Source organism: Micromonospora taraxaci (assembly GCF_007830095.1).
GTDB classification, from domain to species: domain Bacteria; phylum Actinomycetota; class Actinomycetes; order Mycobacteriales; family Micromonosporaceae; genus Micromonospora; species Micromonospora taraxaci.
Genome location: NZ_VIWZ01000001.1, coordinates 1,544,134 through 1,560,265, shown reverse-complemented (window position 1 = coordinate 1,560,265; position 16,132 = coordinate 1,544,134). Strand labels below are relative to the sequence as shown.

General features: G+C 71.1%; 20 protein-coding genes. 7 read left to right on the top strand and 13 right to left on the bottom strand.

What is annotated here, in order from left to right; genetic code table 11:
* Nucleotides 1–80: 80 nt before the first annotated feature.
* From FHU34_RS07390 to FHU34_RS07355, 8 genes are all read right to left on the bottom strand, one after another.
* Nucleotides 81–833 (bottom strand): lysophospholipid acyltransferase family protein, encoded by a 753-nt coding sequence (locus FHU34_RS07390; RefSeq protein WP_145779291.1) that lies wholly within the window; start codon nt 831–833, stop codon nt 81–83.
* 94 nt (nt 834–927) lie between these two features.
* Nucleotides 928–2,988 (bottom strand): amylo-alpha-1,6-glucosidase, encoded by a 2,061-nt coding sequence (locus FHU34_RS07385; RefSeq protein WP_145779290.1) that lies wholly within the window; start codon nt 2,986–2,988, stop codon nt 928–930.
* Nucleotides 2,988–3,359, bottom strand: a complete 372-nt coding sequence (locus FHU34_RS07380; protein WP_145779289.1) for an SCP2 sterol-binding domain-containing protein — start codon at nt 3,357–3,359, stop codon at nt 2,988–2,990. Before FHU34_RS07380 ends, FHU34_RS07385 begins: the two co-directional genes overlap by 1 nt.
* 212 nt (nt 3,360–3,571) lie before the next feature.
* Nucleotides 3,572–3,988 (bottom strand): CBS domain-containing protein, encoded by a 417-nt coding sequence (locus tag FHU34_RS07375; RefSeq protein ID WP_145779288.1) that lies wholly within the window; start codon nt 3,986–3,988, stop codon nt 3,572–3,574.
* A 131-nt stretch (nt 3,989–4,119) separates the two neighbouring features.
* Nucleotides 4,120–4,593: a PPOX class F420-dependent oxidoreductase gene (locus tag FHU34_RS07370; RefSeq protein WP_145779287.1), complete on the bottom strand. Its 474-nt coding sequence runs from the start codon at nt 4,591–4,593 to the stop codon at nt 4,120–4,122.
* 82 nt (nt 4,594–4,675) lie between these two features.
* Nucleotides 4,676–5,701, bottom strand: coding sequence for an aspartate-semialdehyde dehydrogenase (locus tag FHU34_RS07365; RefSeq protein WP_145779286.1), 1,026 nt, complete (start codon nt 5,699–5,701; stop codon nt 4,676–4,678).
* A gap of 164 nt (nt 5,702–5,865) precedes the next feature.
* Nucleotides 5,866–7,203 (bottom strand): M16 family metallopeptidase, encoded by a 1,338-nt coding sequence (locus FHU34_RS07360; RefSeq protein WP_145779285.1) that lies wholly within the window; start codon nt 7,201–7,203, stop codon nt 5,866–5,868.
* On the bottom strand, nt 7,200–8,489 hold the full coding sequence (locus FHU34_RS07355; RefSeq protein ID WP_145779284.1) for a M16 family metallopeptidase: 1,290 nt from the start codon (nt 8,487–8,489) through the stop codon (nt 7,200–7,202). Before FHU34_RS07355 ends, FHU34_RS07360 begins: the two co-directional genes overlap by 4 nt.
* Before the next feature lie 101 nt (nt 8,490–8,590).
* Between FHU34_RS07355 and FHU34_RS07350 the strand changes: the two genes are divergently transcribed.
* The gene (locus tag FHU34_RS07350; RefSeq protein WP_145779283.1) at nt 8,591–9,325 is read left to right on the top strand and encodes a phosphodiesterase; all 735 of its coding nucleotides are present in this window, start codon (nt 8,591–8,593) and stop codon (nt 9,323–9,325) included.
* On the opposite strand, the gene FHU34_RS07345 is transcribed toward FHU34_RS07350, so the two are convergent.
* Nucleotides 9,292–9,510 (bottom strand): hypothetical protein, encoded by a 219-nt coding sequence (locus tag FHU34_RS07345; RefSeq protein WP_145779282.1) that lies wholly within the window; start codon nt 9,508–9,510, stop codon nt 9,292–9,294. The genes FHU34_RS07350 and FHU34_RS07345 overlap by 34 nt on opposite strands.
* A gap of 284 nt (nt 9,511–9,794) precedes the next feature.
* Between FHU34_RS07345 and FHU34_RS07340 the strand changes: the two genes are divergently transcribed.
* From FHU34_RS07340 to FHU34_RS07330, 3 genes are all read left to right on the top strand, one after another.
* The gene (locus tag FHU34_RS07340) at nt 9,795–10,880 is read left to right on the top strand and encodes a 3-deoxy-7-phosphoheptulonate synthase (protein WP_088987955.1); all 1,086 of its coding nucleotides are present in this window, start codon (nt 9,795–9,797) and stop codon (nt 10,878–10,880) included.
* A gap of 501 nt (nt 10,881–11,381) precedes the next feature.
* Nucleotides 11,382–11,615 carry a hypothetical protein gene (locus FHU34_RS07335; protein ID WP_423438027.1) on the top strand — a complete coding sequence of 78 codons (234 nt, stop codon included), beginning with the start codon at nt 11,382–11,384 and terminating at the stop codon, nt 11,613–11,615.
* A 48-nt stretch (nt 11,616–11,663) separates the two neighbouring features.
* The gene (locus FHU34_RS07330) at nt 11,664–11,858 is read left to right on the top strand and encodes a hypothetical protein (protein ID WP_091405645.1); all 195 of its coding nucleotides are present in this window, start codon (nt 11,664–11,666) and stop codon (nt 11,856–11,858) included.
* Nucleotides 11,859–11,915: 57 nt separating this feature from the next.
* Here FHU34_RS07330 and FHU34_RS07325 read toward each other — a convergent pair whose 3' ends face one another.
* From FHU34_RS07325 to FHU34_RS07315, 3 genes are read right to left on the bottom strand one after another with little or no spacing between them, the layout of a single operon-like run.
* Nucleotides 11,916–12,470, bottom strand: coding sequence for a DUF1360 domain-containing protein (locus tag FHU34_RS07325; protein ID WP_145779280.1), 555 nt, complete (start codon nt 12,468–12,470; stop codon nt 11,916–11,918).
* Nucleotides 12,471–12,509: 39 nt separating this feature from the next.
* Complete coding sequence (locus tag FHU34_RS07320) at nt 12,510–12,842, bottom strand: hypothetical protein (protein ID WP_145779279.1); 333 nt, start codon at nt 12,840–12,842, stop codon at nt 12,510–12,512.
* Nucleotides 12,842–13,180 (bottom strand): DUF6158 family protein, encoded by a 339-nt coding sequence (locus FHU34_RS07315; protein WP_145779278.1) that lies wholly within the window; start codon nt 13,178–13,180, stop codon nt 12,842–12,844. Before FHU34_RS07315 ends, FHU34_RS07320 begins: the two co-directional genes overlap by 1 nt.
* 134 nt (nt 13,181–13,314) lie before the next feature.
* Here FHU34_RS07315 and FHU34_RS07310 point away from each other — a divergent pair, with 134 nt between their 5' ends.
* Nucleotides 13,315–13,737 carry a hypothetical protein gene (locus FHU34_RS07310; protein ID WP_208744935.1) on the top strand — a complete coding sequence of 141 codons (423 nt, stop codon included), beginning with the start codon at nt 13,315–13,317 and terminating at the stop codon, nt 13,735–13,737.
* Nucleotides 13,738–13,762: 25 nt separating this feature from the next.
* Nucleotides 13,763–14,092 (top strand): DUF3817 domain-containing protein, encoded by a 330-nt coding sequence (locus FHU34_RS07305; protein WP_145779277.1) that lies wholly within the window; start codon nt 13,763–13,765, stop codon nt 14,090–14,092.
* Between the two features lie 48 nt (nt 14,093–14,140).
* Here FHU34_RS07305 and FHU34_RS07300 read toward each other — a convergent pair whose 3' ends face one another.
* Nucleotides 14,141–14,662 (bottom strand): DUF6232 family protein, encoded by a 522-nt coding sequence (locus FHU34_RS07300; protein WP_145779276.1) that lies wholly within the window; start codon nt 14,660–14,662, stop codon nt 14,141–14,143.
* Nucleotides 14,663–15,154: 492 nt separating this feature from the next.
* Here FHU34_RS07300 and FHU34_RS07295 point away from each other — a divergent pair, with 492 nt between their 5' ends.
* On the top strand, nt 15,155–16,132 hold the full coding sequence (locus FHU34_RS07295) for a C40 family peptidase (protein ID WP_145779275.1): 978 nt from the start codon (nt 15,155–15,157) through the stop codon (nt 16,130–16,132).

Below are 16,132 nucleotides of genomic sequence, written 5' to 3'. Positions count from 1 at the left end.
ACTGAAGATCCTGACCGGATGACGACCGGACCGGGAGACACCATCATGCCCAGGTGCGGAACGATCCGGCCACGTCGACGTCAGGCGCTGGGAGTGCTGTGCTCGGCGGCGTCGTCCAGAGCTGCGGCCTCCTCCGGTGTCGGCGCGGTGCCGCCCAGGTGTGCCGGCTGCCACCAGGAGTCCTCCGGACCGGCCGGCTTTTCCGGATAGTCCCGCTGGGCCCGGTCGACAAGAGCGCTGAGCCGGGTGGTCAGCTCGGCGGCCAGCACGTTCGGGTCCGGGAAGTCCGCCGGGTTGATCGGCTCGCCGATCAGGATGGTGATCGGCGTGTGCCGTCGGGTCAGCGTGCGGGGCCGACCCTTGGTCCAGAGCCGCTGGGTGCCCCAGAGCGCAACCGGCAACACCGGCACCTTCGCCGAGCGGGCCATCCGGACCGTGCCGCTCTTGAGTTCCTTGACGGTGAACGACCGGCTGATCGTCGCCTCCGGGAAGACGCCGACGACCTCCCCCTGCTTGAGCGCGTTCACGGCGGCACGGAACGAGGCAGCGCCGGCCTGCCGGTCCACCGGGATGTGCCGCATGCCCCGCATCAGCGGACCGGAGATCCGGTGTGTGAAGACCGAGTCCTTGGCCATGAACCGGACCAGCCGACCCGACGCGTTGGCGCCCAGACCGGCGAAGATGAAGTCGAGGTAGCTGACGTGGTTGCTGGCCAACACCGCCCCGCCCGTGCGGGGTACGTGGTGGGCGCCCTCGATGGTGATCTTCAGGTCGAGGAGACGGAACATCGTCTTGGCGGTGGCGATAACGGGCGGGTACACGAGCTCCGGCATCCGCAGAATCTACCCTGCCGGGCTGGGGTTCGGCTCGGTGGCGAACCGGCGGCGACACGACCCGCGTGCCACCGCCGGTTCGTCGGTCGGTTCCTCAGCCGTCGAGGTTGTCCAGGTCCAGTCGGCCCCGGGCGAAAGCGTCCACCCGACCCCACCGACCCGGAATGTCCAACACCTCGATCCGCCCCATGCCCACCGGCAGTCGTGGCTCGACCGCCAGGTGCCCCTCGTGCGGCTCCAGACCGAGCATGGTGCGCAACAGCAGCAGCGGCGTGCCGGTGGACCAGGCCTGCGGGCTGCACGCCGTCGGATACTCCACCGGGAACTTCGTCAGCTCCCTCGGGTAGCCGCCGAACGCCTCCGGCAACCGGCCGTCGAAGTACGTGGCCGCGTCCAGGATGCCGTTCGCGATGGTGGCGGCCTCCTCGGCGAAGCCGTACCGGCGCAGACCCCAGGCGATGAAGGAGTTGTCGAACGGCCAGATCGTGCCGTTGTGGTAGCCGATCGGGTTGTACCTGGTCTCCCCCTCGGCCAGGGTGCGTACGCCCCAACCGGAAAACAGTCGCGGCCCGACGAGGTGCTCGGCGAGCTTCTCCGCCCGCTCGGAGTCCACGATCCCGCTCCACAGCAGGTGACCGATGTTGGAGCTGAGGATGTCGCACTGGCGGCCGTCCGGATCCAGGGCCAGGGCGAAGTACCCGCCGTCGTCCACCCACCAGTCCCGGTTGAACCGCACCTTCAGCTCTGCCGCCTCCCGCTCCAACTGGTCGGCGAACTCCGGGTCATCCCAGAACTCGCGGGCCAACCGTGCCCCGCGGACCTTCGCGTCGTACGCGTACCCCTGCACCTCGCAGGTGGCGCGCGGGAACGGCGGAAGGGTGCCGTCGGAGTAGGAGATCGAGTCCCAGGAGTCTTTCCAGCACTGGTTCTCCAGACCGGTGTCGGTGTTGCGCCGCTCGTACCAGATGTAGCCGTTGCCCACCAGGTCGGCGTAGTTGTCGATCCACTTCAGCGCCGCCCGGGACTCCTGCTCCAACTCCTTGACCAGCGCGACGTCCCCGCTCCACCGCTCGTACTCGTCGAGCAGAATGACGAACAGCGGCGTCGCGTCCACCGAGCCGTAGTACGGCGAGTGCGGCTGCTCCTCGAAGGCCGCGGTCTCGCCGTAGCGCATCTCGTGCAGGATGCGACCCGGGTCCTCGTCCCGGAAGTCGTCGAACCGGCTGCCCTGGAGCGAGGCCAGGATGCGCAGCGTCGTCTTCGACAGCTGTGGGGTGAACGGCAGCGTCTGTAGGCAGGTCAGGATGCTGTCCCGACCGAACATGGTCATGAACCAGGGCAGACCGGCGGCCGGCAGGGTGGCCCCACCCAGCGACAGCGGTGAGAAGCGCAGCGCGGCCAGGTCGATCAGGCTGCGCCGGTACGTGCTGGCCACGCGACCGTGCTCACTGTTGACCTTCGGGGCGTCGGCGATCCACTGCTCCAGGTCGTGCTGGAGGGCGAGCCGCTCGGTGTCGCGCATGCGCAGACCCAGACGCAGATCCCGGCCACCGGGCCCGACCGCGTGCGTCTCGACGTGGATCGAGGCCTCCCACTGCTCGTTGGGCTCCAGGTGCACGGTGTACGCGAACCCCTTGCTGTCGTACCGAGGCGACATCGACGAGGAGATGATGGTCTCCCGCCGGAAGTTGCCCCGCCGGTACCCCAGCCGCAGCCGGTCCGACTCGACCTCGGTGTAGATCTCGCCCTTCTTGTTCAGAATCTCGTCCTTGACCTGGAACAGGTCGGCGAAGTCCGACGCCGCGTCCATCCGTACTTCCAGGTCGACCGGCTTCTCGTCGTGGTTGAGGATGGTGAGCTGCTCCCGGAAGCTGCTCCCCACCGCGCGCTCCCGGATGATCGACAGCTTCGCGTCCACGTAGTGCGTGGCCATGCCCGGCACCAGGAAGAACCGCGACTCGAAGTACTGCAGGTCGTCGAAGGAGAGCGAGTTGAGGCGCTCACCGTTGACGGTCAGCACCCACGTCGACAGGAACCGGGTGTCGATGGAGAAGAGCCCGGTCGGCTCGCTCGGCGTCGCCTCGATGTCACCGGTGTCCTCGCAGACGACGAACGTGTTGCCGTCCAGGATCCGGATCGTGTTGCTCTGCCCCATCAGTGCACCTCCCCGACGAAGCGGCGACGGGGCCCACGGGCGTCCGGGGAACCCGGGAAGATCCGCTCGACCTGCACGACCAGACGAGCGTCACCCGACACCGTCATGTCCCCCCGCAACAACGCGGCCAAGCCGTGCTCACGCCCGGAGGCGATGTCGTCGAACAGGACCGGATCGGCGCCGATGACGGTGTCGGCCTCCCGATCCTCCTGGCTCACGTTCAGCCGGCCGTGGTCGATCCTCAGCAGCCAGTGCCGGGTCTGCGCCCCCTCGTGCAGGTCGATACGCAGTGTCCCGGAGGTCTTCGCCAGCAGGGGTTCGTACCCCCGCCGGTCCAGGTCCTCGAAGAACCTCGTGGTCGCGTCCACCATCGGGTCCACTCCTCCCAGTTGCCGGGCCCGGGATCCCACCCACCGCGCTCACCTCGCGCGGACGGCCGGCGTCGAACGTCCCCGCACGGGTCCCCGCACGACCCCCATCCCAACCTCGCCCGAATGGGGTGACCGCCTCCCACCCTCACGCTGCGCAGCGCAGCGCCGGCCCTTCCCCGACGGGGAAGGGCCGGCGCGCCCGCGGCGGACGGTCAGTTGTTCGGGTCGTCGGCGCTGATGTCCGCGAGCACCGACTGCGGTTCGCGTTCGACCGCGAGGTCACCCATCGAGACCAGGCCGACCAGACGCCCGTCGTCGATGACCGGCAGCCGGCGTACGGCGTACGTACGCATCAGGTCCGCGGCGGCCACCGCGTCGTCGTACTGGCTCACCGTGATCACGTCACGGGTGGTGATCTGGTTCAGCCGGGTCGAGCCCGCGTCCATGTTCTCCGCGACACCCCGGACCGTGATGTCCCGGTCCGTGACGATGCCGACCACACTGTCTCCGTCGGTCACCACCACGTCACCGATCGCGCTGTCGCGCATCTCCTGCGCGGCCGCGATGAGCGTGTCGTTGCCGTCCATCGTCACCAACCGGGTCGTCATGAACTCTCCGACCGTTGTCATGGTGCTCCCCTCTCGGTGTCGGCACGGCACGTCTACCCGCCGCCTGGGAGGGGGTAACGCGCACTGCTCGCCGGGCTGTCCGTGCGGGAGTCGCAGCTCGCAGAACTCGCTGCTGGCCGGGGCCGGGCGCGTCAGCCCCGGGGCGGCATCCCGTAGACGCGCTCCACGTGCAGACGCAGCACCAACCGCCCCTCGTCGACCATGGCCTGCCGGTATTCGGCCCAGTCGGGGTGTTCGCCGCGCAGTGCCCGGTAGAGACCCACCAGTTCCTCGACAGTGGCATCGCCGGGTTCGGTGGAGGGCGGGGTCAGCTCGGCGCGTCCCTCGACCACCGCGTACGCCCAGCCGTCCTCGCTGCTCACGTGGAAGCTGGCCCGCGGGTCTCGGCGCAGGTTGGCGGTCTTGGCCCGCCCCTCGGTGACGGAGACCCGGATCAGCCCGGCGTCCCGGTCGAACGAGTAGACCACTGTGGACATCTGTGGCCGCCCGTCCCGCTTGATTGTCGCCAGCACGCCCATCGAGCGGCCGGCGATCAGGTCGGTCAACGCCTGCTGGGTGCGGTCGTCCGGCACGGTTTCCTCCAGGTGGACGTCGGCTCCGTCCATCCAAGCATGCCCGGTCGGCCGCCGCCCGGAACGCGACCGAGCCCCCGCCGGCGACCGGCGAGGGCTCGGGGTGACGCGACGGTCAGCGGCGCTCGGCGGCGACCAGCTCGGCGAGCTGCACCGCGTTCAGCGCGGCGCCCTTGCGCAGGTTGTCGTTGGAGCAGAACAGCGCCAGCCCGTACTCCACGGTCTCGTCGGCGCGAATCCGCCCGACGTAGGTCGGGTCCTGTCCGGCGGCCTGCAACGGCGTCGGAACGTCGGTCAGTGCCACGCCGGGCGCGTCGGCCAGCAGCTCGTGCGCGCGTTGCGGGGTGAGCGGCCGGGCGAACCGGGCGTTGATCTGCAGTGAGTGGCCGGTGAAGACCGGCACCCGGACGCAGGTCCCGGACACCTTCAGGTCGGGGATCTCCAGGATCTTGCGGCTCTCGTTGCGGAGCTTCTGCTCCTCGTCGGTCTCGAACGAGCCGTCGTCGACGATCGAACCGGCCAGCGGGAGGACGTTGAAGGCGATCGGCTCGGCGAACGACCGCGGCGCGGGGAACTCCACCGCCGACCCGTCGAACGCCAGCCCAGCGGCGTGCTCGGCGACCTTGCGGACCTGCTCGTCCAGCTCGGCGACGCCGGCCAGCCCGGCGCCGGACACCGCCTGGTAGGTGGAGACGACGAGGCCGACCAGGCCCGCCTCGGCGTGCAGCGGACGCAACACCGGCATCGCTGCCATCGTGGTGCAGTTCGGGTTGGCGATGATGCCCTTCGGGCGGTCGAGGGCCGCGTGCGGGTTGACCTCGGCGACCACGAGCGGCACCTGCGGGTCCATCCGGAACGCCGAAGAGTTGTCGATCACCACGGCGCCGGCCTCGGCGACCCGGGGAGCCAACTCCCGTGCCGTGCCCTTACCGGCCGAGAAGAGCACGATGTCCAGCCCGGAGTAGTCCGCTGTCGCGGCGTCCTCCACGGTCACCTCGCCGTCGCGCCACGGCAGCGTACGCCCGGCGGACCGCGCCGAGGCGAACAACCGCACCTGCTCCGCCGGGAACTCCCGCTCCGCCAGCACCTGCCGCATCACGCCACCGACCTGGCCGGTGGACCCCACAATGCCGATCCTCATGCCCGGAGGCTACCCAGCCCACCCCGGAAACCGGGAGCCCTTTCCCACCCCCCGGGTCCCGCATCACACCCCCTGAGTCGCCCTCCCCCGTTGATCATGAAGTTGTGACCGCGACACGCCGGGTGACCACAACTTCATGATCGACGGAGGAGGGAACAGCGGGGTCAGGCGATCAGATCGCCCAGGTTCGCTGCCGTCAGGTCGTCGCGGATGACGGCGGCGTCACCTTCGATGACCAGGGTCAACGCTTCCGGGTGCAGGTGGGTGGCCGCCGCTGCGGAGACCTGGTCGACGTCCGCCGCCAGCAGCGACTCCCGCAGTCGGGCGTGGTAGTCGTCCGGCAGGTCGTGCACGACGAGCGTGGTCAACGCGGAGGCGATCGCCCGAGGGCTCTGCAACTCGACCGAGAGCTGCCCCGCCCGCCAGGACCGGGCCACCTCCAACTCGTCCTCGGTGACCCCGGTGGCCTGGGTACGGGTGATCTCACCCACCGCCTCCACCAGGGCCGGCGCGGTGACGGCCGTCTGCACGCCGGAGCTGACGGCGAACCGCCCGAACCGCCGGGACGACGCGAATTCACCCCGGATGCCGTACGTGTAGCCGTGCACCTCGCGGAGCAGATGGTTGAGCCGGGACGTGAACGCCCCGCCGAGCACCGTGCCGGCGAGCGTCATCGGCACGTGGTCGGGGTGCGCCCGGTACGGCGACGGATGGCCGAGCCGCAGCGTGGACTGCACCGAACCGGGCCTGTCCACCAGGATGATCCGCCGGCCGGTGTGCAGCGGCACCTCGATCGGGCCGCCCCGCTCGGCCGGCCCGCCTCCCGTGCCGGCGAACGCCGCACCGGCCAGCGCGTCCAGGTCGATCCGGTCCAGGTCCCCGGCGACGACCAGGGTGCCGGGGCGCAGGAACCACTCGGAGTGGAAGACCGTGACGTCCTCCACGTCCAACCCGGCGACCGATTCCGGGTCGCCGTGCATGGGACGTCCCCAGCGGTTCTCCGCGCCGAACAGGTCGGCGCGCAACGCCGCGTCGGCGCGCGGACCCGGGTTGGCCCAGTCCATCCGCAACGCGGTCGCCTCGTCGTCGCGGACCCGACGCACGTCGGCGGGGTCCAGTCGGGGCGTCCGGACCGCCTCGGCGAGCAGCTCCACGGCCGCGCTGAGCCGGTCCACCGGGATCACCACGCTGGCCTGGAACGAGTCCCAGTCCAGTCCGGTCGTCAACGCGGTGCCGAGCCCTTCGACGGCGAGCGCGTACGCGGCGGCGTCCCGCTGCGCGGTCCCCTCTTCGAGGGCCTTGGCCAGCACGCCGGACAGGCCCTCCTTGCCGACCGGCTCCCGGCCCGCGCCCACGTCGAGCAGCAGCAGGGCCACGGCGAGATTCTGCCCGGGCAGGTGCGCGGCGACGACCTGACCACCGGCCACGGAGCGGCGGACCACCGCCGGAAACCGGTACGGGCGGGCGGCACCCGGGCCGGGACGGTCGGCGATCAACGTCATGAGGTCTCCTCGGGCAGGTAGGTCAGGATCACCCGGTCGGTGGCGAGCACCTCGGCGGCGGCCTCGGCGATCTGCTCGGCGGTCACCGCGAGCAGGCCCGGCAACTGGTCGGCGATGCGGGCGGGGTCACCGAACTGGGTGGCGTACCGGCCGAGCAGGTCCGCCCGGCCGTCCACGGTGGACAGCTGACGCCACCACCCGGTGCTCAGCAGCGCCTTGGCCCGATCGAGTTCGGCGGCGGTGACCGGCACCGTGGCCAACTCGTCGACGACCTCGGCCAGCCCTTCGGCCAGCCGCTCGCCGCTCACCCCGGGGCGGGCGGTGGCGGTGGCGATCAGCGGTGCCGGGGCGTGCGCGAGGTCCACCCCATACGCCCCGACCAGGTCCGGCTGGGCGAGCCGCTCACCGTCGGCGAGCCGCTGGTAGAGCCGGCTGCCCCGGCCGCTGCCGAGGACGGTGGCGAGCACGGTGATCACGTTGTATCCCGGGCTGCCGAACGGGTAGCTGCGGTGGGCGATGTACACCCGGGGCGCCGGCACGTCCGCGCTCACCGATTCGACTGCCGTCTGCCCGGAGACCGGGACACTGCGGCCGTCCGGGGCCGGCGGGATGTCGTCGCGCGGGGGCAGCGCCCCGAAGTACTTGTCGGCCAACGCGAACACGTCGGAGGCGGTGGCGTCGCCGACCACGGTGAGCACCGCGTTGTTGGGCGCGTAATAGGTCTGGTGGAACGCCTGGAAGGTGGCGAGGTCGGCGGCGTTCAGGTCGGCCATCGAGCCGATCGTCGCGTGATGGTAGGGGTGCCCCGGCGGGTAGAGCAGCGGCAGCAACCGCAGCCAGGCGTCCCCGTACGGAACGTTCTCGTAGCGTTGCCGGCGCTCGTTCTTGACCACGTCGCGCTGGTTGTCCAGCGTCTCCTGAGTGAGCGCCGGGACCAGGCCGCCCATCCGGTCGGCCTCCAACCAGAGCGCCAACTCCAGGTGCTCGGCCGGGACCGTCTCGAAGTAGTTCGTCCGGTCCGGGTTGGTGGTGGCGTTGAGCGAGCCGCCGGAGCCCTGGATCAACTTCATGTGCTCGGTCTTCGCCACGTTGACCGAGCCCTCGAACATCAGGTGCTCGAAGAGGTGGGCGAAGCCGGTCTGCCCGGCCGGCTCGTGCCGGGAGCCGACGTCGTACCAGAGGTTGACGGCCACGGCCGGCGCGGTGCGGTCCTCACTCACCACCACGCGCAGGCCGTTGTCCAGTCGGGACGTCTCGATGGGCCAGGGATAACCGCTGTCGGGCATGCCCCCGACGCTATCCGATCTCCCGGGCGGAAAGGTGACGTGCGGTCCGTCGGCGAGCCGACCCGCCGCATCAGGGAGGCCGCCCGGGGTATCGGAGGGCAATGACCGTCACCCCGCCCTCGTCCCGGCTCGCCACCGCCGTCGAACGCGCCAGCGCCGCGCTCAGCCGGCGCCGCGGCCGGTTGCTGCATCCGGCCGGTCGCTCCTTCACCGGCGAACTGATGATCTGGGGTACGCCCGGACCACCCACCGGGTCCGGTCTGCTGGACGACCCCGCCCGGTACCGGGCGACCGTCCGGCTCTCGAAGGGCACACCCACGCCCGGCAGTTGGCCGGACGTGCTCGGCCTCGCGGTACGCCTGCACCGCGACGACGGCCATCCGTTCGACCTGCTGGTCAGTTCCAGTGGCGCGGCCCCGCTGCTGCGCAATCTGCCGCTGCCCCGGCGCGACTTCACCGGGACGTACACCTCGATCATGTGTTACCGCGTGGGTCCCCGCCGGATCTGGCTGGCCGCGCTGGCCGACCCCGACTCGGTCGGCCTCGGACGCAGCCTGAGCGCGGCGGCCGCCGCGACCCGGACGGACACGCCGCGAATGGTGCTCGCTGTCGCGTCCGCCGTGGGGCCGTGGCGGCCGGTGGGGCAGATCAGTATCGACGCCCAACTCGACGCCGAGGAGGACGCCGCGCTCGCGTTCGACCCGGTGCGCAACCTGCCACCCGACCTGCGGGTGGCAGGCCCTTTGGCCTGGCTGCGGGAGCAGACCTATCGGGGGTCGCGCCGGGCTCGCGGGGCGGACGCTCAGTCCGGGGGTTCGACCGCGACCACCGTCTGATCCGAGGTACGACGTTCCAGCACCGTGTCCGGTGCCGCGTTCTGGTCCTCCTCGCGGATGTCCGACTCGGCGAGAATGGCCTCCGCCTGGGCCTCCGGGTCGTCGCTGCCCACGGCCTCCTCCTCGGGCAGGAGGTGGTGGGCTCGGGATTCCACCCGGTCCTGATCGCTCTGCTCGTCAGTCATGGCACCCCTGTTACCCCGCCGTGGACCGTGACACGCGATGTTCACTCCGCATCTTGGGACGACGCGGTGGGCTTCCGCATCGGGTCGGGTACGCTGGGCGACGTGACGCGTTCGTATCGATGGTTTAGGCAGCCGGCTCGCACGCCGGTGACTTCACCATGATCTGACGTCACCGCAGACCGAGCCGGCTGGGCAGGAGCTTTCGTTCCTGCCCTTTTGTGTACGAGCAGCCGGCTCGTCCCGGGCACCGGCCCCGGGCGCGGTCGGCGGAAGGATTCCCCACCGTGACGACCCCGGAGACCGATCGGGTCAGCGATCAGCGGATCGACCGCGTCGTGCCGCTGACCACGCCCGCCCTGTTGCATCACGAGTTACCCCTGGACGCATCGCTCGCCTCGGCCGTGCTGAACGGCCGCCGCGCTGTGGGTCGGGTGCTCGACCGCGAGGACGACCGCCTGCTGGTGGTGGTCGGCCCCTGCTCGGTGCACGACCCGGCCGCCGCCCTCGAATACGCCGAGCGTCTACGCGGCACCGCCGACCGGCTGGCCGACGACCTCCTGATCGTCATGCGGGTCTACTTCGAGAAGCCCCGCTCCACGGTCGGCTGGAAGGGCCTGATCAACGACCCGGGCCTGGACGGCAGCGGGGACGTCAACACCGGCCTGCGGCTGGCCCGGGCGCTGCTTCTCGACGTGCTGCGCCTCGGTCTACCGGTGGGTTGCGAGTTCCTCGACCCGATCACCCCGCAGTACATCGCGGACACGGTGGCCTGGGGCGCGATCGGTGCCCGCACCGTGGAGAGCCAGGTGCACCGGCAGCTCGCCTCCGGCCTGTCCATGCCGATCGGCATGAAGAACCGCCCCGACGGCAGCATCGGCACCGCCGTGGACGCGATCCGCGCCGCCGGCGTACCGCATGTCTTCCCCGGCATCGACTTCTCCGGCACCCCGGCGATCATGCACACCCGCGGCAACACGGACGGGCACCTGGTGCTGCGCGGCGGGGGCGGGCGGCCCAACTACGACGCGGAGTCCGTCGCCGGCGCTATCGACCTGCTCCGTGCGGCAGGGCTGCCGGAGCGCCTGGTGATCGACGCCAGTCACGCCAACAGCGGCAAGGACCACCGCAACCAGCCGCTCGTCGCCGCGGACGTGGCCGCCCAGATGGCCGCCGGGCAGCGTGGGATCACCGGCGTGATGTTGGAGTCGTTCCTGCTCCCCGGCCGGCAGGATCTCGACCCGACCCGGGAGCTGGAGTACGGCCGTTCGGTCACCGACGCCTGTCTCGGGTGGGACGACACCGCCGAGGTGCTCGATCACCTGGCCTCGGCCGTGCGGGCGCGACGGGCCACCCTGCCGACGACGGTCTGACGGTGTGACGGCTGACACCAGAAGGCGCGGAACACGAGTGGGGGTCGGCTCGTTGACTGAGGTGTCGGTGTGCCCAGTGTCCCCGGGCCTCACCTAAATAGCCTTCGCGGAATACCGTCCGGCTGGAGCCGCGTAGCGCCACTCGCCGAGAGGCGACCTGCACACCGACACAAGCCCGCCCCCGGCCCACAAGGCCGGGGGCGGCGCTGTCTGTATCCGCCGAACCGCACCAGGCCAGGCCGAGACCTGCGCGATGCCGCAGGCAGACGCAGCGGCCGCCAGTGACCGCGGCGGGCCGGCCACCGCCGCGACGAGCGCGACGACGAGCGCGACGAGCGCCGCAGTACCCGCCGCCGCCTTTGCTCTGCACCCACCGATGCGACGCACACGGTCCGTAACTGGTGCGCGGGTGGGTGCAGAGCAAAGGCGGCGCATGAGGTCATCGGCCGACGGCGCAGGCGGCCCGCTGGCGTGACGTTTGACCGATTCCGGCCCGGGTAGCTGATCGAGGTGACCGACGACGCATCAGTGGCCGGGGAGCCGGACACCCGGGCCCTCGACGACCTGCTCGACGACGTCTTCCGGGCGCAGGAGCGGGTCGACCAGGGCGAGATCTACCGCCGGGCGGTAGCTGCCGAGCTTCCAGCGGACCTGCTCGCCCGAGTCGACGCGCTGCCCGAGGGCGAGTACTCGGTGGACGAGGCCAGCGACCTGCTCGGCGGCTCCGTCGCGTGAGCGACCTGCCAGCTCCGTCGCGAGAGCGACCGTAGAAGGGACACCGACATGACCCACCACGAGGACCACGACGAGAAGGTTCCGGCGCTCGGTCAACCGCCGAAGGGCAGGGACACCACCCCCGAGCCGGACTTCGCCAACGAGCACGACAGGACGGCGGTGGACCGGGACATCATCACCGGCGCGGACGAGGACGAGCGGGAGCCGGAGTCGCCGCACGGCTGGTCCGGCATGCAGCGCTGAGACTCAGGAACGACGGAAGGGGCCGGCGGCAGCGCCGGCCCCTTCCGTCTCTGCTCGTCAGTCGTCGTCGTGCCCGCCCTCGGCGGCCTGCTGCGCCGTCGCGTACGCCATCTGGAGGAAGTCGGACGCGGCGACCGCGGTCAGCGCGGTGGCCACCAGCCGGGTCAGCCGGGGCGCGAGCACCAGGCCGCCGGTCAGCCCCGTGGCCACCCAGACCGCCAGGCAGAACGGGCAGCTCAACAACTCGCCGATGGCGTGCCGGGTGGGGCTGCCCGAGTCGCGAACCTGCTCCATCACCTCGCCGCTACCGATCGGGCGGTCATAACGGGTGAACGGCGCCCGCAGAGGGCTCGTCACCGCGTCCTTGGACAGCAGCCGACTCAGCTTGTGGGTGGCGATGGAGAGCAGCACCACGTCGGACGGCGCGGGACGTTCCGGCACCGGCCGACCGGTCACCTTGACCAGACCGGCGAGCGCGCCGGTCACCCCGGCGTAGGCGCCCATCGCCGCCAGGTAGCCGCCGAGCGGCCGGTGTTCGTGCGGCGCGTACGCCCGCCGCAACCGCGCCGCCTTGTCTCGCAGGCCGGTGTCGCTCACCCGTTCTCCTCCCATGTCGTGGTGGTGCGGGACCGGGCGTCCCGCGTGGCCCGCTCAGCCGGCCTGGAGATTGTCGGCAACCTCGCGTGCCAGGTTGGTGAGTGCCTCGTCGGCCAACTGGTCCGGACCGGGCTCGCCCGACCCGTCGGCCAGATCGAGCTGGATCCGGGCGCCGCCGGCATCGGCCGGCTCCACCCGGATCTCGGCGGACCAGTCGTCGCCGTCGCCCCAGCGGGCGCGCAGTTCCTCGCCGTCGATCTCAGCGGCAGGGCTTCCGTCGCCGCGCAGCGGCTCCGGCAGCCAGGCCGAGGCGCGATCCGGGTCGGTGGCCGTGTTGAAGACCACCTCAGGTGGCGCGGACATGCCGCGCACGGCGCGCGCCGGCATCAGGCGTCCCGCAGACGGCTGGGGTCGACCTCCCGGCCCGGGTGGCGGGCCAGGTATTCGGTCTCGAGTTCCGCAGTGCGCCGCAGGTGGTTGGCGAGTGCGGAGTCCGCCGCGTGCCGCAGGGTGTCGAGGCGGGTGCGGTGCAGGCTGTGCATCTCGCGGATCAGATCCTCGTCGGTCAACTCCGTCGGGTCGACGCCGGGCAGATCGCCGTCGAGGCCCGCGGTGCCGGCCGGGTCGGCCAGGTCGTCGCCGCCCCACTCGGGCACCCGCTGCTCCGGGCTCATCTCGGTGTTGCCGCTGGACGCGAAGCCGTCCTCACGTACCGATCCGGTCATGATCGCCCCCCTTGATCTCGTTTGGGCTGGCGTCTAGACGATTGCCCAGGCGTCGTGCGGCCAAACCCTGGCGGCGACGCGACAACTACGACACGGTGTCGGAGACCGGAGCGGCCCCCGGTACCCTCGATGCCATGAGGCGGCTCTGGACCCCGGCGTGGATCGCGCGCCACGTGGCCATGGTCGTGCTGACCCTGGGCTTCCTGGGGCTGGGCTGGTGGCAGGTCAGCCGGGCCGCGGCCGGCAACAGCCTGAGCTGGGGGTACGCGGTCGAGTGGCCGATCTTCGCCGGCTTCGTGGTCTACGTCTGGTGGCGCGAGGTGAAGCTCGCCCGCCGCCGGGGGGCGGAGGCCGAAGCGCCGTCGCCGGACCCGGCCGTCGAGCCCGCGCCGACGGTCGACGCCGGCTCCCGACCGGCGGTACGCCGACCGGTGCGGGTGTCCCGGGCACCGGCCGTCGGCGACGCCGTCGAGGACACTGACCTGGCCGCTTACAACCGCTACCTGTCATGGTTGAACGCCAATCCGGGCGCCCGGCCCGGTGACTATCCCGGCTGAGCCGGGCTCGGAAGGACGGACGAAGGTGGGCGCTGCCCTTACCCGGTACCGCGTGATCGCCTGGATCGTGGGCGTGGTGCTGATCCTGCTGGTCGTGATCGGCATGCCGCTGAAGTACGCGTTCGACAACCCGGTCGTGGTCGAGACAATCGGGCCGGCGCACGGCTTCCTCTACATGATCTACCTGGTGGCCGCGTTCGACCTGAGCCGCCGTGCCGACTGGCCGCTGAAGCGGATGCTGCTGGTGATGCTGGCCGGCACCGTGCCGTTCGTCTCCTTCTACGCCGAGCGCCGGGTCAGCGCCTGGGTGGCCGCGCCGCGGCAGGAACGGACTCCGGAGCCTGTCGCCAGTTGAGCGGCCGGTGGGCCGACGCCGATTCGACGTCGGCCCACCGCCGTCGGGTCAACGGTTCGGCCGCCACGGTTCGGCCGAGGCGAGGGGGTCAACCCACCCGCCGTACCGGTTGACCTCCCGGGCCCGCAGCAGGGCCCGTGTGACCTGGCCGAACTGCCGCTCGTCGTCGGCGCTGAACAGCAGCACCTCGGCTCCCCTGTACCACCCCCACAGTTCGTAGGGCGGTGGACGCCAGCGATCACCGACCATGGCCAGCGCGGCCGGTAGCAGGAACACCGCGCCGAGAATGAGGTACGCCCCGGCGGTCAGGCGGTGCAGACCCCCGGTGAAGCCGAGGAGCAGCCCGACACCGCCGAGCATGCTGGTGGTGACGACGACGGCCCGGACGGCGATCCGGTCGTGCGGGCCTCGGGTGGTACGCAGGTGGGTCAGGTCGGTCACCTGGTAGCTGGTTCGACCGGCGGTGAACCGGTCGACGGTCACGATGATGCCGGGCCGCGCGTACAGCAGTGTCGACCGGGTGCCCGGCGCCGTTCGCGGCGGCCGCGTTCCTGCGCCTTCACGTTCCACGGTTCCTCCCGCGGGGGACGGTTGGCCGAGGTGGCCCCGGGCAGGCATTGCTACCTGTCGACGGGATTCCCGGCTCCGTTCATTGTGTTGCGGTGCCGCCAGCTGACCTGTGTATTTGTCGACTCTCGACCGTTGCCCCAACCGGTGACATCGCCGAGAAACAGCATCCATTTCAGGTTTTATCGGTTATGGCGACCAGATATCCGGCGGCATACGCCCGGAACGACGAAAGTCGTGTATCCGTCAATACCTCGCCGAACGGACGGTTCACCCCTCTTTTCACGCGTCATCAGTCACGATGACGCCACCCGCCGCACTGATACGCCCGGCCACTTCGCCAACATTCGCCCCTGCTTCAACTGCGAGCGACAGCCGTCCCGGGTTAGGTTGGGCGAGCCGGTCCGGCCCAGTGCCGTCCGCCCGGGTGGCCCCGGCCGGTGTCGCCGAGGGCGTCAGCAGCCCCGGCGGCCGTGGGAGAGGGGCCTTCCGCTCTTGTCATCCCTGAGAAACCTGCTGCGCACCATGGCGCTGGCCGGCATGTCGGCCGCGCTGCTCGCCCCGACGGCGGTGGCCCACGCCGAGCCGTCCCCCGCCGACCTGACCCGCCGGATCGAGGCGTCCTCGACCGAGCTGGAGCGGGTCGTCGAGTCGTACAACAAGCTGCGTGAGGAGATCAAGACAAACGAAGCTGCGGTGGCCCGATTACAGGCCCGCATCGGCCCGCTGGAACAGCAGGCCAAGCAGAGCCAGGCTGATGTGGCCGAGTTGGCCAGCACCGCGTACAAGAGCGGCAGTCTGCGGACCGCCGACGCCCTGCTGGGTTCCGAGGGCGCCACGGCGCTGCTGGACCGCCTCGGCACACTCGACCAGCTGACCCGCCAGCGGCAGGAGCGCATCTCCGGCTATACGGCCGACCAGCGACGGCTGCTGGACGAGAAGGCCCGGCTGGACACCACGCTGACCAAACAGGCCGCGCAGGCCCGGCAGCTCTCGACGGCCAAGAAGCAGATCGAGCAGGATCTGACCAGGCTGTACGAGATGCGTCGGCAGGCGTACGGGGCGGCCACCGAGCGACCCGAACCCAAGGCCGCGGCTGCCGAGGCCAAGAACGTGCCGGCGGTGGCAGGTGACGCGGGTGCCGCGGTGCGTTACGCGTTCGGGGCGCTGGGCAAGCCGTACGTGTGGGCCAGCGACGGGCCGAACGGCTACGACTGTTCCGGGCTCACCTCAGCGGCCTGGCGGGCGGCCGGTCGGTCGCTGCCGCACAACACGCGGATGCAGTGGAGCGCGGTCGCCCACATCGGTCGGAGTGACCTACGGCCGGGTGACCTGGTGTTCTACAGCGGGCTCGGGCACGTCGCCCTCTACGTCGGCGACGGTCAGGTGATCGACGCGCCGAGCGCCGGCCGCAACGTGCTCAAGCGGGGCATGAACATGATGCCCATCCAGGGCTACGGCCGGGTCCGCTAG